Origin of the sequence: Amycolatopsis sp. cmx-4-54 (assembly GCF_046548895.1) — a bacterium.
Classification (GTDB): Bacteria; Actinomycetota; Actinomycetes; order Mycobacteriales; family Pseudonocardiaceae; genus Amycolatopsis.
Genome location: NZ_JAEBEJ010000001.1, coordinates 582,179 through 603,615, shown reverse-complemented (window position 1 = coordinate 603,615; position 21,437 = coordinate 582,179). Strand labels below are relative to the sequence as shown.

The window sequence follows — 21,437 nt, the reverse complement described above, 5'->3', positions numbered from 1 at the left end:
CGGTTCCTCCGTTCTTCGCTGGGTGCTAGTGGTTGCCATCGGATGTCCTTCGGGGGTGTTCGGCGGATCCAGGTTTCCGCTGGGCGTGCGGCCGTGAGGGCCTCGTACCGGGTTGTACTCGGGCCTCGCGGCCGTGCGTCCAGCGGGAAGCTGGGCCGTCGAGACCCTCGGAGGACATCCGATGGTGACCACTAGTCATCTGCGCCGCCCGAGGCGATCGCGGCCAGCACGTGGTCCTGCGTCAGCTGGTCCCCCGCCAGTTCGCCGACCACCGCGCCGTCCTTGAGCACGATCAGCCGGTCGGCACCGTCGAGGAGTTCGTCCATCTCCGAGGAGATCAGCAGGACGGCGAGCCCGTCTTTCGCGAGTTCGTCGATGAGCGCCTGCACCTCCGCCTTCGCGCCGACGTCGATCCCCCGGGTCGGCTCGTCGAGCAGCAGAACTTTCGGTTCGGTGCAGAGCCAGCGGGCGAGCAGCACCTTCTGCTGATTGCCACCGGAAAGTTCGGCGACCTTCTGATCTGGGCTGGACACCTTGATCCGCAGGCGTTTCACGAACGTGTCGACGATCCTGTCCTGGCGGGCACGGCTGACCAGGCCGAAACGGGACAGCTTCGGCAACGCGGCGAGCACGATGTTCTCCCGTACCGAGAGATGCGGGATGATGCCCTCGGTCTTGCGGTCTTCGGCGAGCATGCTGACCCCCGCGCGCATCGCGGCGGCCACGTTCCCTTGCGGGACCCGCTTTCCCCCGACGAGGACGGTGCCACCGGACAACGGCAGATCGCCGACGATCGCGCGCGCGGTCTCGGTCCTTCCGGAGCCGAGCAGCCCCGCGAGGCCGACAATCTCGCCGGGTTTGATCGTCACCGAGACCCCGCCAAGCCTGTTGCCGCTGGTGAGGTTCTCCGCACGCAGTACCGGCTCCCGGCCTGCCTCGTGGTCGCCCTCGAAGGCCGTCGCGCCGTGCGAACGAATGTCGCCGACACTGCGGCCGAGCATCATCGACACCAGTTCCAGCCGCGGCAGATCGGCCAGCGGTCCGGTGTGGACCCGCTTGCCGTCACGCAGCACCGTCACCCGTTCGCAGATCCGGTACAGCTCGTCCATGCGGTGGCTGACGTACACGATCGCGATCCCGCGTTCGTGCAGCCTGCCGATCACCTCGAACAGCGTCTCGACCTCACGCGGCTCCAACGAGGACGTCGGCTCGTCCATGATCACGACGTCGGCGTCGACCGACACCGCGCGGGCCAGCGCGACCATCTGCTGCGCGCCGACCCCGAGTGTCCCGAGTGGACGGCGGACGTCGGCGTCGATGCCGTAGTCCTTCAGCAGCGCCGCCGCTTGGGCGTTCATCCGCGCCCAGTCCACCAGCCCGAACCGCTTCCTCGGCTCGCGGCCGAGGTACACGTTGCTCGCCACGCTCATCAGCGGGATGAGGTTGACCTCCTGGTAGATCGTGGAGATCACGCCCCGCGCGTGGATCGTGCCGGAATCCGGCTTGTGCACGCCGGTGAGCACCTTGATCAGCGTCGACTTGCCGGCGCCGTTCTCCCCCACCAGCGCGTGCACTTCGCCCGGCCGCAGCGCGAACGACACGTCGTCGAGCGCACGCACCCCGGCGAACGTCTTCGTCACGCCTTCGACCTCGAGAACCGGTTCCATCGTCAGTACGCGTTCCCGAGCTTCTGGGCCGCGTTCGCCGAGTCGTACTGGTCGTCAGAGATCACCACGGTCGGCGGAATCTCCTTGCCGGCGGCGAAGTCCTGCAGCGTGGAGAAGGCGAGCGGGCCGAAGCGCGGGTTGGACTCGATCACCGCGTTGTAGCTGCCGTCGGCGATGAGCTGGACGGCGTTGCGGGTACCGTCGATCGAGACGATCTTGACGTCCTTGCCCGGCGTCTTGCCCGCGGCCTTGAGCGCGGTGACCGCGCCGATGCCCATCTCGTCGTTCTCGGCGTAGACGGCGGTGATCTCGGGGTGGCTCTGGATGAGCTGCTCCATGACCGCCTGGCCCTTGGACCGGTCGAACTCGCCGGTCTGCTCGGCGACGATCTGGATCCCCGTGGTCGCGGCGATCTCGTCCTTGAAGCCCTTGGTGCGGTCGGTGGTCACGTTGTTGCCGGACGCGCCGAGCAGGATCGCGACCTTGCCGGTGCCGCCGGTGGCCTTCACCATCTCCTGCGCGGCACGCTTGCCCTGCTCGACGAAGTTGGATCCGACGAAGGTCAGGTAATCGGTGCACGGCTGGGAGGTCACCTTGCGGTCGATCGTGATGACCGGGACCTTCTTGGCCTTCGCCGCGTCGAGGGCGGGCTGCAGGCCGTCGGAGTTCAGCGGGGCGACGATGAGCAGCTGCGCGCCCCGGTCCAGCAGCGACTTGATGTCGCTGACCTGCTTGTTGAGGTCGCTCTGCGCGTTGGTGATCAGGAGTTTGTCCGCGGGGACACCGAGTTTCGTCGCTTCGTCCTTGATGGACTGTGTCTCGGCGATGCGGAACGGGTTCGCCTCCTTCTCCGACTGGGAGAAGCCGATGACCGCGTTCTTCACGTCCACCTGCGGGTAGCCGGTCTTCTCGCGGGCGCATCCCGGCCCGGCGGCCTGGTTCGGCGCCGCCGAAGCGGCCGGCCCCGCCCCCGACGGGGCGGATTGCTGGGTCTCGCGGCTGGTGCAGGCCGTCAGCGCGAGCGCGAGGCCGGTCACCAGGAGCAGGGTGCGGCGGATGGGCAGGGACATCGATCGCTCCTCGGGGAAGTCGAGCACACGGGTCTGCGGTGACCCATGTCACTCGTAAGGACGATGCCAGATTTACATCGTTGGTACAACGTTGTAAATCCGCCGTTCGCGCGGCTAGGCTGTGCCGGATCTGTGCCGGAGCACTGCAGAGGGGAGCGAGGGTGGCCACGCTCAAGGACGTCGCCAAGCTTGCGGGCGTCTCGGTCAAGACCGTGTCGAACGTGGTCAACGGCTACGACTTCGTCAAGCCGGAGAACCGCAAGCGCGTCGAGGAGGCATTGGCGTCGACCGGATACCGTCCCAATCTCGGTGCCCGCAATCTCCGTCGCGGCCGCACCGGGTTCCTCGGGCTGATGCTGCCCGAGCTGAGCATCCCGTACTTCGGCGAGCTGGCGGGGCTGGTGCTGCAGGCGGCGCAGGAACACGAGTGGAACGTCCTCATCGAACAGACTCTCGGTACCAGGGAGCGCGAGCGCAACGCGCTGTCCGCGCTCGGCCCGCATCTGATCGACGGTGCGATCATCAGCCCGGAAGCGCTGCACACCAACGACTTCGAGGATCTGGCGCCGGGCGTGCCGCTGGTGATGCTCGGCGAGCACGTCGTCGACGTCCCGATAGATCATGTGGGCATCGACAACGTCCAGGCCGCGCGGATCGCGGTGCGGCACCTGATCTCGCTCGGCCGCCGCCGGATCGCCGCGATCGGCGCGCACCCGCAACGCCACACGGCCGCGCAACGGCTGGAGGGCTACCACTCCGCGCTCGAAGAGGCCGGGATCGCGCCCATTCCCGAACTGGTCCTGCCCGCTCTGCGCTACCACCGCGCCAACGGCGCCGAGGCGATGGCGCATCTGCTCGCGCTGCCGGATCCGCCCGACGCGGTCTTCTGCTTCAACGACCTTCTCGCCATCGGTGCCCTGCGCGCCGCGGCCGAACGCGGTGTCCAGGTGCCGTCGGACATGGCGATCGTCGGTTTCGACAACAACGAGGAGAGCGCGTACAGCCTGCCTTCGCTCACGACGATCGCGCCGGACAAGGCGGCGATCGCGCGGGCGGCGGTCGACCTGCTGCGGCGGCGTATCGCGGGCGGCAGCGACCTGGAACCGGAAGACGTCCAGACGCCGTTCTCGCTGGAGATCCGGAACAGCACGATCGCCTGACCCCGCATTTCGTCCTCTGAATGCGGTAGTTGCGCGTGCATAGACCGCATTCAGAGGACGAAATGCGTAAGTCGTGGCATTGTGTGTCCGTGAACCGGGCCCTGGCCGTGCTGACGCTCGTCGCATACGTGACGTTGCCCCTCGGCTCGGCCAAGTACGAGACGCTCGTGCTGCCGACGCTCCTCGCCGGGCTGGTCTACGCGGCGATAGCGATCGCCGGCTTCCCCTGGGTGCAGAAACACGGACGCGCGTGGGCGATCGCGTATGTCTGCGTTCAGTTACCGCTCGGCTTCACCCTGTTCTCGCTTTCGGGTGCCGCCATCGGGGCCGTCCTGCTTCTCGTGGTCCTCGTCTGCCACACCGTGTTGCTGCTGCCGCTGCCGGTGGCGTTCGGGGTCGCCGTGCTGATCCCGTTGATCCACTTGCCGATGGCGCCGCTGGACGGGCTCCGCGAGGGGCTCGGGACCCTGGCGGTCATGGTCTTCGCCGCCGTGGTGACCGAGCTGGTCGTCCGGGAAAAGCGGGCACGGGAGGAACTGGCCGAGGCCCACGAACGTCTTCGCGACCAGGCCGCGCAGGCCGAACAGCTCGCCACGATCCAGGAACGCAACCGCGTCGCGCGCGACATCCACGACGGGCTCGGTCACCATCTCACCGTCGTCCAGATGATGTTGCAGGCCGCCCGCGCGGTCATCGGCACCGGCGACACGGAGCGGGCCGACGGGATGCTCGCCAAGGCACAGGACCAGTCGCGCGAGGCACTGGCGGAGGTCCGCCGGTCGGTGTCGGCGTTGCGAGAGCCGCGTTCCGGACCGCTCGCGGACGCGGTCCGGGCGCTGACCGAAGAGACTTCCGCAGCGGGCGTGCCGACCGGGTTCGAGGTCAAGGGCACCGCACGCGACACCCGCGCCGACGTGGAGGAGTCGCTGTTCCGGGCGGCCCAGGAGGGACTGACCAACGTGCGCAAGCACGCGCGGGCCACCGCCGCGACCGTGGTGCTCGACTACGCCGTCACCGATCGAGTCCGGCTCGAGGTCCGCGACGACGGTCTCGGATTCACCGGAGATCCCCCACCGGACAAGGGTTTCGGTCTCGTGGGACTGCGCGAGCGGGTCGCCGGGCTCGGCGGCAGTGTCTCGGTCGGCTCCGAAGAAGGGCGCGGCTCGACGCTCACCGTGGAGGTGCCGGGATGAGCGTCCGGGTGCTGATCGTCGACGACCAGGCGTTGTTCCGCGAAGCGTTGGCGACCCTGCTGGAAGTCCAGCCGGAGATCGAGGTCGTCGGTGAGGCCGCGAACGGCGAGGAGGCCGTCCGGCGCTGCGCCGAACTCCGTCCCGACGTCGCGTTGATGGATCTGCGGATGCCGGTGCTGGACGGTATCGCGGCCACCGCGCGGCTTCGAGCCGAACAGCCGGACGTGCGCGTCCTGGCGCTGACCACGTTCGACGACGACGAGGACGTGTTCGCCGCGTTGCGCGCGGGCGCCGTCGGCTATCTGCTCAAGGACGTCTCGTCGACGCGGCTGGTCGAAGCGCTGGTCGCCGCCCAACGGGGCGAATCGGTGCTGCAACCGTCGGTCGCGGCGAAACTCGTCGCGCACGTGGCGCGGTTGCCCGCCGAGGCACCCCGGCCGTTGGCGACGCCGCTTTCGGAGCGTGAACTGGAGGTCGTCCGGCTCCTGGCAGGCGGCCGCAGCAACCGCGAGATCGCCAAGACGCTGTTCCTCGCCGAGGGCACCGTGAAGAACCTCGTGACGAGTGTCCTGTCCAAGCTCCAGGTGCGGGATCGCACCCAGGCCGCCCTGCGCGCGAAGGAACTCGGCCTGTGCTGAGCGGCGGGTCGGTCGTGAGTGAAAAAGAGGGTTATTGAGAGGTAGGGCAAATGTGTCGTGGTGCCAGCGCTGTCGCACAGGCTGCTCCCGTCGACTGTCAAGGCAGGGTTTCACAGCGCGAAACGGTCACGACACCGATTGTCCATAAAGGACTCTGAAGCTTCTCCGCGTATCCGGTTTGGGCGCTTCGTGCGGGGGTCGTGAGTGGTAATGGTCGTTAGAACGACCTTTACCACTCACGACCCCGGCGCCCGAATACGCAAAGTAGCAAATCGGGCGCCAATGCCGAACTTCGATTCCTTGTGGACAGAGCTGGCCGCATCAGGCCTTATGACGTCCGGGCCGCTCCGACGGCTTTCGAGACCCGACACGTTTGCCTTACGGATCAATAGAACGACCATTACCTCTTACGACCCCCGCCCAAAGCGCCCAATCGGACACGCCTAAGGGGCCTATGGTCCTTGTGGACAATCGTCATCGGCTTGCGCCACGGCGACCTGCCTGTGCGACAGGACTCGCACCACGACACGTTTGCGACCGTTTCGCGTGACTGGATGGACGGCACGTGTGATCAGACGGACGACACGCGTGATTGGATGGACGACACACGTAAGCCGCGAGTGACCTCGCACATGACTTCCGGCACCTGCTTCCGTGACCCGCCGCGGCCGAACATTGCTCCCGTCGCACCGACCGAGGGAGCTGGAAATGAAGCACACGACCGAACCGAAGACCCGTAAACAGGCCGTTCTGCACTTCATCCGCCACGCCGTGGAGATGCTGATCGCGATGGTGGCCGGGATGGTCGTCCTGGAGCCGGTCTGGTCGCTTCTGTGGCCGGACCTTCCCGGGAACGTGACCGCGAACGCGCTCGTGATGGCGACGAACATGTCGATCGGCATGGCGCTGTGGATGCGGATCCGGCGCCACGGCTGGGCTTCGATCGCCGAGATGTCGGCCGCGATGTACGTGCCCTATCTGCTGTTCCTGCCGTTCTTCTGGACCGGCCTGATCTCGGGATCGACGTTGATGACGGCCGGGCATGTGCTGATGGTGCCCGCGATGCTCGCCGCCATGCTTCGCCGCCGCGCCGAGTACGGGCACTGACCATGCGATCTTTCCTCCGTGTCGCGCTGACCGTGCTGGCGTTCACCGTCGCCGCGCTGGCTCTGCCGGTCACACTCGGCGCGGTCACGCTCAGCGCCAGCTTCGAAAACCGCTACACGCTGAGAACCGACGGGACCGCGGCGCGCCCCGCCCACCGGCCGCACGATTCCGCGAAACCCACCGCGGTGGTCGTCGTGGGCAACGAGGGCGCCGTCGTCTCCGACGCGCTCGCACCCTACGAGGTATTGGCGGTGTCCGGCGCTTTCAACGTCTACACCGTTGCGCCGCAAGCTCGGCCGGTCACCTTGACCGGTGGCCTCGACCTGATCCCCGACCTGGATTTCGCCGATCTCGACAGGCTGCTCTCGTCCGCCGCACCGGACGTCGTGGTGGTGCCCGCGCTGCCGGATCTCGGCGAGCCGACCACACGGCCGGTGACCGAGTGGCTGAACCGGCAGTCCGCGCGGGGCTCGCTGCTCATGAGCGTCTGCAACGGATCGGGCGTGCTCGTCACGGCCGGCCTCCTCGACGGGCGGAAGGCCACCGCGCACTGGATCCGCATCGACGGCTTCGACGACGAATTTCCCGCCGTGGATTGGATTCGCGGCACGCGCTACGTCGACGACGGGAACATCGTGACCACGGCCGGCATCCTCTCCGGGATCGACGGGGCGCTCCGGCTCACCGAGCGCTTCGCAGGCACCGAGACCGCGCGGAAGGCGGCGGAAGCCGTCGGCTGGCCCCACTACTCCCCCGGTTCCAGCCCGCCGATGGAGCAGAACAACTTCGAAGCGGCGGACACCGTGGTCGGGTTCAACACCGCCTTCCGGTGGGACAAGCCCAGGCTGGAAGTCCTTCTGACCACCGGGATCCGCGAGCTGGAACTGGCCGCGGTGTTCGACACCTACGGCCAGTCCCTCGCGGTCGAAACGCGGGCGGTCGGTCTCGACGGCACGCCGATCCGGTCCCGGCATGGCCTGACCTTCGCGCCGCGCGGCACCCCGACCACCGACCTCGACCGGCTGATCGTGCCCGGCACCGACGCGGCCGCGCGTCACGCCGCCGATCGATACGCCGGGCTCTCACCGGTGTACCTGCAGGCCGAACCGGGGTTCCCGTTCGACGCCGTACTCGAAGACCTGGCCCGCACGACGGACGCCGCGACCACGCGATGGACGACGAGGACGCTGGAGTACCGGCCCGCCCACCTCGCGCTCGGCGGCGCGGCGTGGCCGTGGACGGTCACACTCCGGCCGTTCGGGCTGGCCGCCCTCGGCCTGCTCGCGGCCTTCGGGATCCGCGCCGTCAGTCGGCGATTCGCGGGCCGGGGCCCGTTTCCCGCACGACGCGGTAGCGGGGATTCGCACTGACCAGCGACTCGACCTCGCCGCGCAGGCCGTCGAGCGCGGCTTGGATGGCCGCGAGCCGTCCCGCGGTATCCGAGGTCTCTTCGAAATGCCGGTAGTCCGCTTCGCTCGCCCAGCTGACGACGTTGACGACCCTCATCCCGTCCACGCTCGCGTGGAAGCGGGCCGAGACGTAGCCCGGGTAGAACCGGACCCAGCGGTTCTGGATCTCCGCGAAGGCCTCGACCAACGCCGCCTGGGTCTCCGGTCCGTCGACCGCGTACTCGATGATCGAGTAGAAACCCTTGTCTTCGCCCATGTTCACTCCTTGAAGCGATTCGGTGAACACCAGCCTTCACCCTCCACTTAACTGGAGATCAAGTCCGGCCCGCCTCGTGGGCGACGATCGCGAGCTGGATCCGGTTGGTCAGGTCGAGCCGGGTCAGCGCACTGGAAACGGTCGCCTTGATGCTCGACCGGGAAAGATGCAGCCGTTCGGCGATCTCCGCGTTGCTCAGCCCCTCCGCGACGGCGTGCGCGACGTCACGTTCCCGCTCGGTCAGCAGGTCCATCCGGTTCGTCGCCGTTCCGCGATCCGGACCCCGCCGCGCCGCCATCGCGATCACGGTCCGGGTCACCTCCGGCGACAGCACCGGTTCTCCGGCCGCCGCGCGCCGGACCGCCTCGACGATCTGCTCCGGCGGAGTGTGCTTCAGCAGGAACCCCGCCGCGCCCGCCCGTAAGGCGGCGAGCACGGTCTCGTCGGCGTCGAAGGTCGTCAGGATGACCACGGCGGTTGTGTGCTCCCCCGGTCGCCCGGAGAGCGCGGCGGTGGCGGCGATCCCGTCGAGTACCGGCATGCGGACGTCCATCAGCACGACATCCGGCCGCAGCCGGTTCACGGCGCCGGCGACGTCGGCACCGTCGGCGGCCTCACCGACGACCTCGATGTCGACCGCTCCGCCCAGCATGAGCCCGAGTCCGCCACGGACGAGAGGATCGTCGTCGACCACCAGTACCTTGATCACGGCGCACACGGTATCCGGGCCCGTACGCGGAACTTCCCGTCGCTGATCTCCCTGCTCAGTTCACCGCCGTGCAACGCGATCCGCTCGGCGAGCCCGACCAGTCCCGCGCCCGCGCCGGGGATCTCGCTCGTGGTGACGCCGATCGGCGCGGCGTTGGCCACCTGCACCAGCACCTCGCCCGTCGCGGAGCCGCTCACCAGCACATCGACGGCAGCGCCGGGGGCGTGTTTCCGCGCGTTCGTCAGTCCTTCTTGGACAATGCGGTAGATCGTGCGCTGCACCTGCGGTCGCAACTCCCCGAGTCCTTCGGCGAACTCGGCCCGCACCTGCTGCCCGCTGAGACGGGCTTCGTCGACCAGCGCGGGCAGCCGGGCCACCGTGGGCTGAGGTGCCTCGCGGCCGTCCTCGCCGTCGGGCCGCTGACGCAGCAGGTCGAGCACCTCGCGCAGTTCGTCCAGCGCCTGGTTGGCGTTGGACCGCACGACTGCGACGACGTCGCGGACTTCGGCCGCCGAAGGTTCCGGCGCGGCACCGCGTTCCGCCTGAGCCGTGCGGTATTCGAGCGCCCCGGCGTGCACCGCGAGCAGCGAGATCCGGTGTGCGAGGACGTCGTGCATCTCGCGCGCGATCCGCTGGCGTTCGGCCCGGCGGCTCTCCTCCAGTTCACGGCTGTGCGCCCGCCGCTCGGCATCCGCGCGCATCCGCAACGCCAGCACGACCTGACGGCGGGCGCGCACACCGATCCCGGCCATCACCACGAGCGCGGCCCCGAGCACCAGGCTGATCAGCCAGGGCAGAGGTTGCGTGGCCGCGCCGGGGAAGTACGCGTGGATGTACGGGACGCTGATCAGCACCGCCACCGACGTGATCGGCACCGCCGCTTTCCAGCCCCGGTGCAGGGCGAGGGAGAACAGCAGCAGGATCATCGCCGCCGCCGCGGTGTTCGCGAGCGCCCCCGCTGTCGCGGCCAGGACACCGCCCGTCACCGGGAACCGCCGTCGCCACCAGAGCGCCAGGCAAACCACACCGCCGAGGGCCGGGTCGGCCACCTGTGCCCAGCGCGGCAGCCCGAGCACGTCGGGAAGGACGAAATACCGGAACTCCAGGAACCAGACGAGGGCCGCGATCGCGAACATCGTCACGTCCACCGCCCAGTCGCGCGGCGTGCGCGTCCCGGACCACTCCCCCGGCTCGTCGACACGGGCGAGCTCACCGGGCAGCATCCAGCGGTCCACCGTCACGGCCATCCTCGCAGTGTAGATACCGACAGACCGGACAAGTGGCCACGTTTTCCCGGCCACCCGGCCATCGGGTCGGTCCCGTCGACCGAAGCGGCGCGCGTACCGCCGAGGCGATGGTGGAGCCCATGCTGAGCGAAACGGCGCCCGCACTGCGACTCGACGGGCTGACCAAGGTGTTTTCCGGGAAGACCGCCGCCGACCACGTGGGGCTCACGGTGCCGCCCGGGTCGCTGACCGGGCTGGTCGGTCCGAACGGCGCGGGCAAGACCACCTCGCTGGCGATGGCCGTCGGGCTGCTGCGCCCCGATTCGGGGAGCGCGCTGGTCCACGGGGTCGACGTCTGGGCGGAACCGGCCAGGGCGAAGACAATGCTCGGTGTCCTGCCCGACGGCCTCGCCCTGCCCGAACGCCTGACCGGCGCCGAACTGCTGACCTACTGGGGGCTGCTCCGGGGCATGGACGCCGCCGTCGTCCGGTCGCGGGCGGCCGAGCTGCTGCGGATCCTCGAGCTCGAAGAGGCCGAAGATCGCGGGGTGCTCGTCATCGAGTACTCGACGGGGATGCGGAAGAAGATCGGGCTGGCGACGGCGCTGCTGCACGCGCCGAGGGTGCTCGTGCTCGACGAACCGTTCGAGGCCGTCGACCCGGTTTCGGCGCGGGTGCTGCGGGCGATGCTGCTGCGGTTCGTCGCGGCCGGCGGCTCGGTCGTCCTCTCGTCACACGTGATGTCGCTGGTCGAGGATCTGTGCGATCGGGTGGCGATCATCGCGGACGGGAGTGTCGTGGCGAGCGGCACGCTGGCCGAGGTCCGGGGCGATTCGACGCTCGAAGACGTCTTCGTGCGGCTCGTCGGCGAGCGCTCGGTCGGAGAGGAGGACCTGCTGTGGTTGGCGACCTGATCCGGCTGAAACTCGCGATCCAGCGGCATACGCACAGCTGGAAACGAGCGCTCGGCCTGCTCGCCGGAGTCCTGGCCGCCGCGGCGACCTGGGCGGTCGTGTTCGTCGCGGAACCCGCCGCCCGCACCGACGTGCTGCTGCTCGTCCTGGCCTTCTGGACGGCGGGCTGGCTGATCGGCCCCGTCCTCACCTGCGGCGCCGCGATGCTGCGCCCGGAGTACTTCACCCTCTTGCCCCTCGCGCGGCGCGGGCTCGGCGCCGGACTCCTGGCGTCCGCGTTCGCCGGAGTCGGTGGTGCCGTGACCGCGATCGCGGCCCTGGCGTTGATCCCGTACGTCTTCGCCACGGCGACCGGCGGGACCGCGATCGCCTCGGTCGCCGTGGCCCTTGTGGGCGCGGTGCTCCTGGTCGTGTTCGTGGTGGCGCTCTCCCGGACCGTCTACGCGTTGCTGGGCGCCGCGATGCGCACCCACCTCGGTGTGGAGCTCGCCGCGGTCCAGTACGGCCTGCTGCTGTCGTCGATGACGGCGGGCTGGGCCGTGGTGCGTCCGGTACTGGAGTCGATCCCGGCGTTCCTGCGTGACGGTTTCGGCGCCGTCCCCGCCCGGGCGGCGCTGGAGTGGACGCCGTTCGGGCTTCCGCTGCGCGCCGTCGGTGAAATGGCGGCGGGACGGCCGATGCCCGCGCTGGGCTCGCTCGCCCTGCTCGCCGGTGCGACGGCGGCGGTGACGACGGCCGCGATCGCGCTGCTGACCCCGCATGTCGGCGCCCGCACCGCACGACGTCGTCGCCGTCCCCTCGGCAGCCGCGTGCTCACCCGCGCCCGGCTGCTCCCCGCGAGCCCGCTCGGCGCCGTCGTCGGCAAGGAACTCCGTACCTGGTGGCGGGATCCGTGGCGGAGCCTGGAGGTGCGCTCGGCGATCTGGTTCGGGGTGTTCATCGCGGTCTACGGCGCGATCGCCGGAATACCCGAGATCGCCGGGCTCGCCGGGGCCGCCGTCGCGCTCACGGTGGCGCTCAGCGGCGCGAACCTCTACGGCCAGGACGGCACCGCGCTGTGGCAGCTCGTGGTGGCCGAGAGCCCGGCGGCGGTGCGTGCCGACATCCGCGGCCGCCAGATCGGCATCACCGTCCTCTTCGGACTACCCGCCCTCGTCCTGTCGGGGGCGATGATGGCCGTGACGGGGATCTTCACCTACGCCGTGCCGATCCTCGCGGTGCTGATCGCGCTGCTCGGCGTCGGCTGCGGCACCGCGCTGGTGATGTCGGTGCTCGGCGCGACACCGGGCGTCGACCCACACCGGCGCGTCAACGCCACGGACGCCGGGGAGAACACGGCCGGGATCTTCGCGGCGTTCCAGATCCAGCTGTGGGCGACCGCTCCGACGTCCGCGATGGCCGCGATGCTGACCTTCGCGGGTGATTCGCTCCCGGCCTGGTTCGGGGCGGCGACGCTCGCGGTGGCGCTGGTCAACGCCGTCGCAGGAGCCTGGCTCGGGGGTGCCATCGCGACCCGGAGGCTGGGGACGCGGCTGCCCGAGACCTTCGCGAAACTCCGGCGAACCTGACGGATCGGGCACATTGCTCCCACCGGCCCTGGCGCAAGGGCGGCCGCTCGACAAGGATCGCCCGATGCGCGAGAGCAAGACATTCGACCTGATCGCCCGAGGCGGGCTCGTTTGCTACGCGGTCGTGCACCTGCTGGTCGCCTGGCTCGCCGCGCAGGTCGCTCTCGGCGACACGGCCAAGGCGGACAAGGCGGGCGCACTGCAGGTGGTGGTCGCCGAAGGGGGCGCGTGGCTGCTGTGGCTGATCGCGGCCGGACTCGCCGTGCTGGCGTTGTGGCAGCTCAGCGAGGCGATCGCGGGCCACCGGCAGGTGAAGGCGCGAAGGCGGACGGTACGCAGGATCGTCAGCGGGATCGAGGTCGTGTTGTACGGCCTCGTGTCCTACAGCGCGGTGAAGATCGCGATCTCGGGCGCGGACGACGGCCAGGGCTCCATGGTCGCCGACATCCTCGCGGAGTCCTACGGCCAGGTTCTGGTGACGGTTGTCGGGATCGGTGTCGTCGCGGTGGCGGTGTTCCTCGCCCAGCGCGGCTTCCGGAAGACCTTCGTGCGCGAACTCGACTTCGGCGGCGCATCGCGCCCGACCCGGACCACGACGATCCGGCTCGGGCAGATCGGCTGGATCGCGCTCTCCGCCGCGTACGGCACCATCGGCGTGCTGACGGTCATCGCCGCGGTCACCTTCGATCCCGCCAAGGCGAGCGGGCTCGACGCCGCCCTGAAGACGCTCGTCGCTCAGCCTTACGGCGGCCCGATGCTTCTCGTGCTCGCGGCCGGGATCGCCGCTTTCGGCGCCTTCGCGATGCTGGACGCGCGTTTCCGGAAGATCTGATCTGCCCGGCGAACCGACCTGTGGCACCGTGAACGACGTCGGGAGGTCGTGATGACAGGTGTGGTCGGGTTGATCCGCGAGCGGGGCGAGGACGAACGTCAGACGCGGATCGTCGAAGTGCTGGTGGACGCCTTCGAGGACCTCATGCGCGCGGACGCCGACGCGTTCCGCCGCAAGTTCCGCAAGATGGCCGCCGCCCCGTTCGCCTTCTACCGGGGCTCGGCGTGCCTGTTCTACGCGGACATGGCGCACGAGGACGACCCGTGGGCGAACGCCGAGACCAGTCGCGTGTGGATCCAGGGAGACCTGCACGCCGAGAACTTCGGCAGCTACATGGATTCGTCCGGGACCCTGGTGTTCGACGTCAACGACTTCGACGAGGCGTACCTCGGCTGCTTCACCTGGGACCTCAAACGGCTGGCCGCCAGTGTCGCGCTGCTGGCGTGGAGCAAGGCGATCTCGGACGACGACATCGAGACACTGATCGGCACCTACCTGCGCGCCTACGTCAAACAGGTCCGCGAGTACGCCGAGCGGCCCGGCGACGAACTCGTCCGCCTCCAACTGGACAGCACCGAGGGTGTCCTGCACCAGGTCCTCCTGAGAGCCCGGCTCAAGACCCGGATCGACCTGCTCGACGAACTGACCACCGTGGAGGATTACGACCGCAGGTTCCGGCACGGGCCCGGCATCCGGGTGCTCGAGCGGCCCGAGCACGAGATCGCGACCAAGGCCTTCGAGTCCTATTTGGACACCATTCCGGAGAACAAGCGGTTCGGCAGCATCACCTACCGGGTCAAGGACATCGTCGGCCGGACCGGATTCGGCATCGGCTCCGCCGGGCTGCCCGCGTACAACATCCTCGTCGAAGGCCGGACCCAGGCACTCGAGAACGACGTCGTCCTGTCCATGAAACAAGGCAACGTGGCGGCGCCGAGCCGCATCGTGTCCGAAGAGAGCATCCGCGGCTACTTCACCAACGAGGGGCACCGGACCGCCGTCTCCCAGCGCGCGTTGCAGGCGCACGCGGATCCCTGGCTGGGATACACGGAGATCGACGGGACCGGGTTCGTCGTCTCGGAGCTCTCGCCTTACGTCGACGACCTGGACTGGTCGGATCTGACCGAACCGTCGGAGATGGGGCCGGTCCTCGACTACCTCGGCCGGGCCACCGCGAAGATGCACTGTGTGTCCGATTCGGACTCCGACCAGACCCTCGTCGATTTCCAGAGCGAAGCGGCCATCGCCGCGGTGATCGGCGACCGCGAGGAGGAGTTCGTCCGCACGCTGACCGAATTCGGGATGGCCTACGCCGAGCAGTCACGGGACGATCACCGGTTGTTCGTGGACGCCTTCCGCGGCGGGAAGATCCCCGCCGTCCGGCCAGCCGCCCAGCGCTGACCGAACGACGGGGAACACGCTACTCGCGGAGGCCGATCGCCTCGATCGGCTTCGACCGCAGCGCCACGCGGGTGGCCAGACCGAGCGACAGGACGCCAAGCAGGATCGCCCCGGCGACGACCGCGCCGAAGACGGTGATCGTGCCGGACGGCAGCGGCGTGCCACGCAGGCCGAGGTTCAGCAGTACCAGCGGAACCCCCGCCACCACGGTCCCCAGCAGCGCCGCGACGCCGACCGTCGTCAGCGCTTCGAAGCGCATCATCCGCACCACCTGGCGTTTCGACGTGCCGACCAGGCGCAGCAGCGCGAACTCCCGGGAGCGCTGCGCCGTGCTCATCACCAGCGTGTTCGCCACGGAGATCACGACGTAGCCGAGGATCACCCCGACCGCGACCAGGTTCACGTAGAACTGGGCCTGCTGCTGCCCGCCGGCGGGCGCGGCCACCGCCGATCCCGGTGTCACGGCCAGCCCCGGATAGCGGGTCGCGAGAGCGTTCAGCGCGGCGGTCACGGTGGCGGCGTCCGCGTCGGGCTGCTGGCGCACCAGCACCTCGTCGTCCAGCCGATCGCCGGTGTGCGCCCTGGCGAGGTCCGCGGGCAGCACGTAGCGGCCGAAAGCCTGGTCGCGGGTGTAGGTGGCGACAAGCCGCAGTTTGGCCGGGGCGCCGTCACCGAAGTAGAACTCGACCTCGTCGCCGATCTTCTTCTCGTACCAGCCGGCTTCCGATTCGCTCATCGCGACGGTGTTCCCGGTCAGGTCGGTGATCTTGCCCGACACGACGCCCAGTTCGAGGTTTCCGCGGATCTGCGCGCCGTCCAGTCCTTGCGCCGCGTACCGCTCGACGCGCAGGCTGTCCTGTTCCTGCACCGTGTTGATCACCTCGGTGCGGACGACCGAGGTCGCGGCGGCGACGCCGGGGATCCGCCGCGCCGCCTCGGCGACCTCCGGCGAGAGCCCGCCCGTGCCACTGGCGAGCACGTGGTCCGCGGTGGTCGACTCGACGGTCTCCTCCTGGCGTGCGGCGGCCGCGGAGGTCTGGCTGTAGAACATCGTCAGCGCGAACGAGACCGCCAGCATCACCGGCGTGACCGCGGCGGCGAGGCGGCGCGAGTTGGCCTGGTTGTTCGCCGCGGCCAGGTAGCCGCTGATCCGCGACGTCCGGTTGAGCACCGGCGCGATCAGCCGCGTCATCACCGCGACCACCTTCGGGCCGAGCACGGCCAGCCCGATCACGATGATCAGTGACGAACTCCCCGAAGCCGCGAGCCCCGCGTCGCCGTTGAGGAAGATCGGGACCATCGATCCGCCGAGACCGGCCACCACCAGCGCGCAGCCGATGATGACGCGCACCCGGCCGAGTTCGCGCCGCTCCACCGCGGCCTCGCCGAGCGCCTCCACCGGGCGGATCGACGACGGGCGCCGCGACGCCGACCAGGCGGCCAGGCGCGCCGTGCCGAGACCGAGCGCCAGCGCGGCGACGAGCGGGAACGGGCTGAGTGCCAGTTCGAAGTCCGGCGGGATCACGCCGATGGCCCCGAACGCGTTTCTCAGCCCGAATCCCACGGCCACACCGAGGCCGCTGCCCAGTACCCCGGCGACCACCGCGACGATCATCGTCTCGGCGCCGATGAGCTTCCGGATCTGCTGGGGAGTCGCCGCGATCGCCCGCAGCAGCGCGAACTCCCGGCGTCGCTGGTTGATGACCAGCGCCAGCGTGCTGGCCACGACGAACACCGCGATGAGGAGCGCGAAGCCGCCGAACGAGCCGGCCAGCGCCATCAGCAGCATCCGAGTCTGGCTGACGTCGAGGAACTCGACCGTGCTGCGCTCGACGCCGGTCGTCACCGTCACCTTGTCGGTGCCGACCGCGGCACGGATCCGGTCGGCGAGGTCGCCCGGCGTGACACCCGGGTCCGCCAGCACACCGATCGCGTGCGCCTGGCCGGGTGTCCCGGCGAGTTCGGCGGCTTTCTCCGGCGAGAAGAACAGGGCGGATTGCCGGGTGAGGCCGTCACCCGACTTCGGCGCGGCGATACCGGAAACCCGGAACTCCACCGGCGCCGAGCGGACGGCGACCTGCACCCGCTGACCGACCGACACCCCGCTCCGCGACGCCAGGTCCGCGTCCAGGACGACCTCGTCGGCACCCGCGGGCGCCTGGCCGTCACGCAGCGAGAACGGCGCCAGCGCGGCGGCGTCCCAGTTGTGGCCCAAGGACTGGCCGCCTTCAGGCCCGTTCAGCACCCGGCCGTCGGCCGTCACCACGGTGGCGGGGAAGCTCTGCTCCGCCACCGCGCCGCGGACCCCCAGCACCGCGGAGATCGCCCCGGTGAGGGCTACCGGCACCGAAGCCTGCTCGGCGACCTGCTGGGTCTCGAGCGGACCGGCACCGGGCGGGTCGACCGTCTGCGGACCGCCGACGACGACCGCCGCGTCCGCGTACCGCTGTGTCGGGACACCCGCGCGCAGACCGGATTCCATGAGGATGCCGCAACCGGCGACCAGCGCCGTCCCGCAGAGGATCGCGACGAACGCGCCGATGAAACCGCTCAAACGCGTCTTCGTCGTCTGCCATGCCAAATCCCACATGACGTCACCACTCCCCGAGGTGGGTCATGCGCTCGGCGACCCGGTCCGGAGTCGGCTCCGGGAGATGGCCCGCCAGCTTGCCGTCGGCGAGGAACAGCACGCCGTGCGCGGCCGAAGCCGCGACCGGATCGTGCGTGACCATCAACACGGTCTGGCCCATACCGTCCACAATGGAGCGAAGCAGATCGAGGACCTGACGCGCGGTGCGCGTGTCCAGTGCCCCGGTCGGTTCGTCGGCGAGGACGACCTCGGGCCGGGTGATCAGCGCGCGGGCGATCGCGACCCGCTGCTGCTGGCCGCCGGAGAGTTCCGACGGGCGGTGTTCGAGCCGCTTCGCGATCCCGACTCCCTCGACGATCTCGCGCAGCCACTGCGGATCCAGCTTCTTCCCGGCCAGCCGCATCGGCAGCGTGATGTTCTGCAGCACGTTCAACGACGGCAACAGGTTGTAGGCCTGGAAGATGAACCCGATCCGGGTCCGCCGCAGTTCGGTGAGCGCTTTCTCACGCAGCCTGTTCAGCTCCGTGTCCCCCAGCAGCACCCGGCCGGAACTCGGCTTGTCCAGCCCTGCCGCACAGTGCAGGAAGGTGCTCTTGCCCGATCCCGACGGTCCCATCACCGCGGTGAACGAGCCCTTGCGCACCTCGACGGTCACCCCGTTCAAGGCCGTGACCGCGCCGTCGCCGGATCCGTAGACCTTGCTCACGGATTCCAGCGTCAAGGCGCGTGTGCCCCCTGAATTCATCATTTCCCCTTACCGGTGGTGATCTGCCTCGTCACAACCTACGGTTGACGAGGACCGGGATCGACCCCGCACGAGGGAAGACTCCTGGTAGCGCAGGCACCACCATGGCCCATGGCTGGCAGGGCGATCGCCCAGCCAAGTCAGGTCGAGCCGAGGGGCAACACGGCAATCCATGCGAAACCCATGCCTTTGGAGATAACGAATGGCACGCAAGCCCCTCCCGCTCGGTACCCACGGCGAAATTCGCCTCTATGGCAACGTTGATGGACGATGGGTTCCCAAGACCAAGCTTGCCAGGGGGATCCGCCTCCCCCGATGGCGAGCCGTGGCAAACTACCGCAACCACGCTGGCGAAACCCGGCAAGTCGAACGCTCCGGCGTCAGCGCCACCGACGCAAGCAACAACTTGCTCACATGCTTCGCCGAGATGAACGCAGCTCGAGCCATCACCGTCGTCGCTGACGCAGGCGCAAGCCCCACAGCCCCCACCGTCGTCGCTGACGCAGGCGCAAGCCCTACAGCCCTCGCTGACACAGCCGTGACCAGCGCCGATCGGTACCTGCTCTCACTGCTTTCACCTGTGCCTCTAATCACTCCTGGCAAGCCCTTGACCGTATCCTCACGCGTGATCGAGGCTATACCTGCTTTCCTTGAGCGCATTCGTGAGGAATGCGCTCCGACCACAGTGGACCGGTACGTCGTCACGCTGAAGACACACATCATTCCGGGGATAGGGCAGCTCCTCTTCACCGAGTGCACTGTCAGTCGCCTGCAGCAGTTCGAGGCTGGGTTGAGGAGTAAGCAGCACCTCAAGCCACAGGAGAGGCAACAGCAAGTCCAGCCCAAGAAGCTGGCGCCCACGACACGGCGCGTCGTTCGTGAGGTCACCCGCGGCCTGCTTCAGATCGGTGTTGAGGCCGGCATACTGACCCACAACCCGGTCAAGTCGATGCGTCGAATCGTGGGGGGACCACAGAACGCAGCAAAAGCGGTCACCGTAGCAGCGGTTCCCTCGCTGTTCGCGAAGATCGACGGCGACAAGCTAGCTCGTGACGCTGACCTGCCCACCATCACCCGGGCGCTATTTGGTCTAGGAACCAGGCTTGGCGAGACGATGGCTCTCTCGTGGCAATACATCAACCTCAGTGATGAACCGATCACACGAACTGTGTTCGCTGGCACACCCCGAGAGGAGACACGTAAGATCCCACCAAAGCACCTGTGGATCAACGCGACGATCACTGAACCAGTCGGGTTGGGAACCCAGCGCACCCCAGTGAAGACGAAGCGTTCGAACCGGATCGTCGCGATCCCGCAGTTCCTCCAGTTTGAACTGGAGCTGCGCAAGTCGGCTGACGTCGCCGAAGATGCGCCTGTGTTCCCCCACCCCCTCACGGGCGCCTGGCGCACGTCCAAGGATGTCGGAAATGCGCTGTACACGATGCGGAGGCGGATCGGCGTCCCGGACTTCAAGAGCCATGTCGGCCGCAAGACAGCGTCAACGGTGCTCTACGAGAGCGGGTTCAGAGGTGACGATCTTGCCGATCAGTTCGGTCACGCCACCGGTGACTTCACGCGTACGCACTATGTAGACGCTGGCACAGCGAATCCTCAGGCCGCCGACATTCTTGACCGCGCGCTCAGCGGGGCGTCGGGTTTCCAGGCGTGAACTGTAGGGAGCGTCACCCCGAGGAGTGACGCTCCCTCGTTCCTATGACCGCCGACGGCTGAGGGCAGGATCGTCGAGGGGAACGCGCCGGATGGCTGCGTGACGGACACTTACACCTGCTTCGTGGTTCAAGAAGCTCGACCCAAGATGGAGGGTGAAGGGTGTTATACACTTCGGACTACTGCTGGAGCCGCGAGCGGCCACGACCACGCGCGAACAGGATCTCGCACCGGCCCAGCGAGTTCAGCGCCTGGTGGCCTACCCCTGCGTGACCGGCGCCCTGCTTTTGCCAGTGCTTAAACGGTAAGTGGCAATGATGAAGGCCACAATCGAAGGTGGCATTGGTTTCGATCACGATTACTTGAACGATTCAGGTTCGGAATGTGTCTGTCGGTGTCCGCATCGTCGGCGGGGGTCCCCGCCGGATTCGGCATCGGCGGCGTCGTCGCGATCATGGGCGTCGCCGGCGATGAGTTGCTGATCCCGACGATCATGCTGCTGCTCGCAGTCGACCTCGAACTCGTCGGCAGCCTGCCTCTGCTGATCTCCCTGCCGACCATGCTGGTCGCCCTCGCCCCCGCTGATCTTCGCGGCCGGACTCGCCTGTCACTGCCCCTAACCCGGCGCCGAATCGGCGGAATACTGCAACGGCCGTTGCAGACATAGATCGGGCACCTGTACTCGATATCTTCACGCCCATGCCGACGACCCCTGACTGCGCACGTCACCTTCTTCCGCCCCGATGCGCATATGTCTCTCCCCGACTTGGCATCGTGGTGCCATCGTGACCTTCTGGCGAACCATGCTCGGGCCGATGAACGAGCGCTTGATATCCTGGGGACACAACGCAGGCCTGAGGCGAGACCGCTCGCCACGTCGGATCTGAGGCACCCGACACGTCAACCTCATTTGAAGGGGTCGTGTCGCATGCCCACATCAACCTTATCGCCTTGATCGCAGTATCGTTTGTGATCCGCACGGCGCTTGTCGCCTACGCCGTCGTGATCGCTCTCAAAGGCCAAGCCCCCACCCGCCGCAAGACCGCCCTGGACATCGTGCGACTGCTGTCCCCCAGGCTGTCCATCAAGGTCGGGCGCGTGACGATCGCCCACGGAGAGGAACCGCAGGAGAACGCCGGCCACTGAGCACGGTGGGTCCTAGCCTGCCCCTGCGAGCGAGATAAGCCGGCAGGGGTGGCAGAAGGAACGCACCCGAGTCGACTTCTTCAATGGAACCATTTCACTGGCACATGAGGAGACGGCAGCACGGAGGCCCGACGACTC

At 68.6% G+C, this 21,437-nt stretch carries 19 protein-coding genes; 12 read left to right on the top strand and 7 right to left on the bottom strand.

From position 1 onward, the window contains the following. Positions 1 to 191 precede the first annotated feature (191 nt). Positions 192 to 1,667: a sugar ABC transporter ATP-binding protein gene (locus tag ACLJQ7_RS03000; RefSeq protein ID WP_410646572.1), complete on the bottom strand. Its 1,476-nt coding sequence runs from the start codon at positions 1,665 to 1,667 to the stop codon at positions 192 to 194. Positions 1,668 to 1,669: 2 nt separating this feature from the next. After that, entirely contained in the window at positions 1,670 to 2,737 is a 1,068-nt protein-coding gene (locus tag ACLJQ7_RS02995) for an ABC transporter substrate-binding protein (protein ID WP_410646571.1), read from the bottom strand. Positions 2,738 to 2,898: 161 nt separating this feature from the next. Between ACLJQ7_RS02995 and ACLJQ7_RS02990 the strand changes: the two genes are divergently transcribed. From ACLJQ7_RS02990 to ACLJQ7_RS02970, 5 genes are all read left to right on the top strand, one after another. Further along, positions 2,899 to 3,897, top strand: a complete 999-nt coding sequence (locus tag ACLJQ7_RS02990) for a LacI family DNA-binding transcriptional regulator (RefSeq protein WP_410646570.1) — start codon at positions 2,899 to 2,901, stop codon at positions 3,895 to 3,897. Positions 3,898 to 3,986: 89 nt separating this feature from the next. Beyond that, a complete protein-coding gene (locus ACLJQ7_RS02985) occupies positions 3,987 to 5,090 on the top strand; it encodes a sensor histidine kinase (protein WP_410646569.1) in 1,104 nt (367 codons plus the stop codon). Then, positions 5,087 to 5,728, top strand: coding sequence for a response regulator (locus tag ACLJQ7_RS02980; protein WP_410646568.1), 642 nt, complete (start codon positions 5,087 to 5,089; stop codon positions 5,726 to 5,728). Before ACLJQ7_RS02985 ends, ACLJQ7_RS02980 begins: the two co-directional genes overlap by 4 nt. A gap of 708 nt (positions 5,729 to 6,436) precedes the next feature. Further along, a complete protein-coding gene (locus ACLJQ7_RS02975) occupies positions 6,437 to 6,835 on the top strand; it encodes a hypothetical protein (RefSeq protein WP_410646567.1) in 399 nt (132 codons plus the stop codon). Between the two features lie 2 nt (positions 6,836 to 6,837). Further along, the gene (locus ACLJQ7_RS02970) at positions 6,838 to 8,205 is read left to right on the top strand and encodes a DJ-1/PfpI family protein (RefSeq protein WP_410646566.1); all 1,368 of its coding nucleotides are present in this window, start codon (positions 6,838 to 6,840) and stop codon (positions 8,203 to 8,205) included. Here ACLJQ7_RS02970 and ACLJQ7_RS02965 read toward each other — a convergent pair. From ACLJQ7_RS02965 to ACLJQ7_RS02955, 3 genes are read right to left on the bottom strand one after another with little or no spacing between them, the layout of a single operon-like run. Beyond that, positions 8,141 to 8,500, bottom strand: coding sequence for an antibiotic biosynthesis monooxygenase (locus ACLJQ7_RS02965; protein ID WP_410646565.1), 360 nt, complete (start codon positions 8,498 to 8,500; stop codon positions 8,141 to 8,143). The genes ACLJQ7_RS02970 and ACLJQ7_RS02965 overlap by 65 nt on opposite strands. Before the next feature lie 58 nt (positions 8,501 to 8,558). Then, entirely contained in the window at positions 8,559 to 9,209 is a 651-nt protein-coding gene (locus ACLJQ7_RS02960; protein ID WP_410646564.1) for a response regulator, read from the bottom strand. Further along, on the bottom strand, positions 9,206 to 10,456 hold the full coding sequence (locus ACLJQ7_RS02955) for a sensor histidine kinase (protein ID WP_410646563.1): 1,251 nt from the start codon (positions 10,454 to 10,456) through the stop codon (positions 9,206 to 9,208). The genes ACLJQ7_RS02960 and ACLJQ7_RS02955 overlap by 4 nt, the downstream gene beginning before the upstream one ends. Positions 10,457 to 10,575: 119 nt before the next feature. Between ACLJQ7_RS02955 and ACLJQ7_RS02950 the strand changes: the two genes are divergently transcribed. The 4 genes from ACLJQ7_RS02950 to ACLJQ7_RS02935 all read left to right on the top strand — a co-directional run bounded on the left by ACLJQ7_RS02950 (position 10,576) and on the right by ACLJQ7_RS02935 (position 15,150). Beyond that, on the top strand, positions 10,576 to 11,349 hold the full coding sequence (locus tag ACLJQ7_RS02950) for an ABC transporter ATP-binding protein (RefSeq protein ID WP_410646561.1): 774 nt from the start codon (positions 10,576 to 10,578) through the stop codon (positions 11,347 to 11,349). Then, positions 11,334 to 12,917, top strand: coding sequence for a hypothetical protein (locus ACLJQ7_RS02945; protein ID WP_410646560.1), 1,584 nt, complete (start codon positions 11,334 to 11,336; stop codon positions 12,915 to 12,917). Before ACLJQ7_RS02950 ends, ACLJQ7_RS02945 begins: the two co-directional genes overlap by 16 nt. A gap of 64 nt (positions 12,918 to 12,981) precedes the next feature. Next, entirely contained in the window at positions 12,982 to 13,749 is a 768-nt protein-coding gene (locus tag ACLJQ7_RS02940) for a DUF1206 domain-containing protein (RefSeq protein ID WP_410646559.1), read from the top strand. Between the two features lie 51 nt (positions 13,750 to 13,800). Continuing rightward, entirely contained in the window at positions 13,801 to 15,150 is a 1,350-nt protein-coding gene (locus ACLJQ7_RS02935; protein ID WP_410646558.1) for a DUF2252 domain-containing protein, read from the top strand. A gap of 19 nt (positions 15,151 to 15,169) precedes the next feature. Here ACLJQ7_RS02935 and ACLJQ7_RS02930 read toward each other — a convergent pair whose 3' ends face one another. Then, positions 15,170 to 17,740, bottom strand: coding sequence for an FtsX-like permease family protein (locus ACLJQ7_RS02930; RefSeq protein WP_410646557.1), 2,571 nt, complete (start codon positions 17,738 to 17,740; stop codon positions 15,170 to 15,172). A gap of 4 nt (positions 17,741 to 17,744) precedes the next feature. Next, positions 17,745 to 18,485, bottom strand: coding sequence for an ABC transporter ATP-binding protein (locus ACLJQ7_RS02925; protein ID WP_410646994.1), 741 nt, complete (start codon positions 18,483 to 18,485; stop codon positions 17,745 to 17,747). 202 nt (positions 18,486 to 18,687) lie between these two features. Between ACLJQ7_RS02925 and ACLJQ7_RS02920 the strand changes: the two genes are divergently transcribed. The 3 genes from ACLJQ7_RS02920 (at position 18,688) to ACLJQ7_RS02910 (ending at position 21,299) form a co-directional block, all read left to right on the top strand. Beyond that, positions 18,688 to 20,154, top strand: a complete 1,467-nt coding sequence (locus ACLJQ7_RS02920; RefSeq protein WP_410646556.1) for a hypothetical protein — start codon at positions 18,688 to 18,690, stop codon at positions 20,152 to 20,154. Between the two features lie 393 nt (positions 20,155 to 20,547). Further along, positions 20,548 to 20,820: a hypothetical protein gene (locus ACLJQ7_RS02915; protein ID WP_410646555.1), complete on the top strand. Its 273-nt coding sequence runs from the start codon at positions 20,548 to 20,550 to the stop codon at positions 20,818 to 20,820. 254 nt (positions 20,821 to 21,074) lie between these two features. Then, positions 21,075 to 21,299 carry a hypothetical protein gene (locus ACLJQ7_RS02910; RefSeq protein WP_410646554.1) on the top strand — a complete coding sequence of 75 codons (225 nt, stop codon included), beginning with the start codon at positions 21,075 to 21,077 and terminating at the stop codon, positions 21,297 to 21,299. Positions 21,300 to 21,437: the final 138 nt, after the last annotated feature.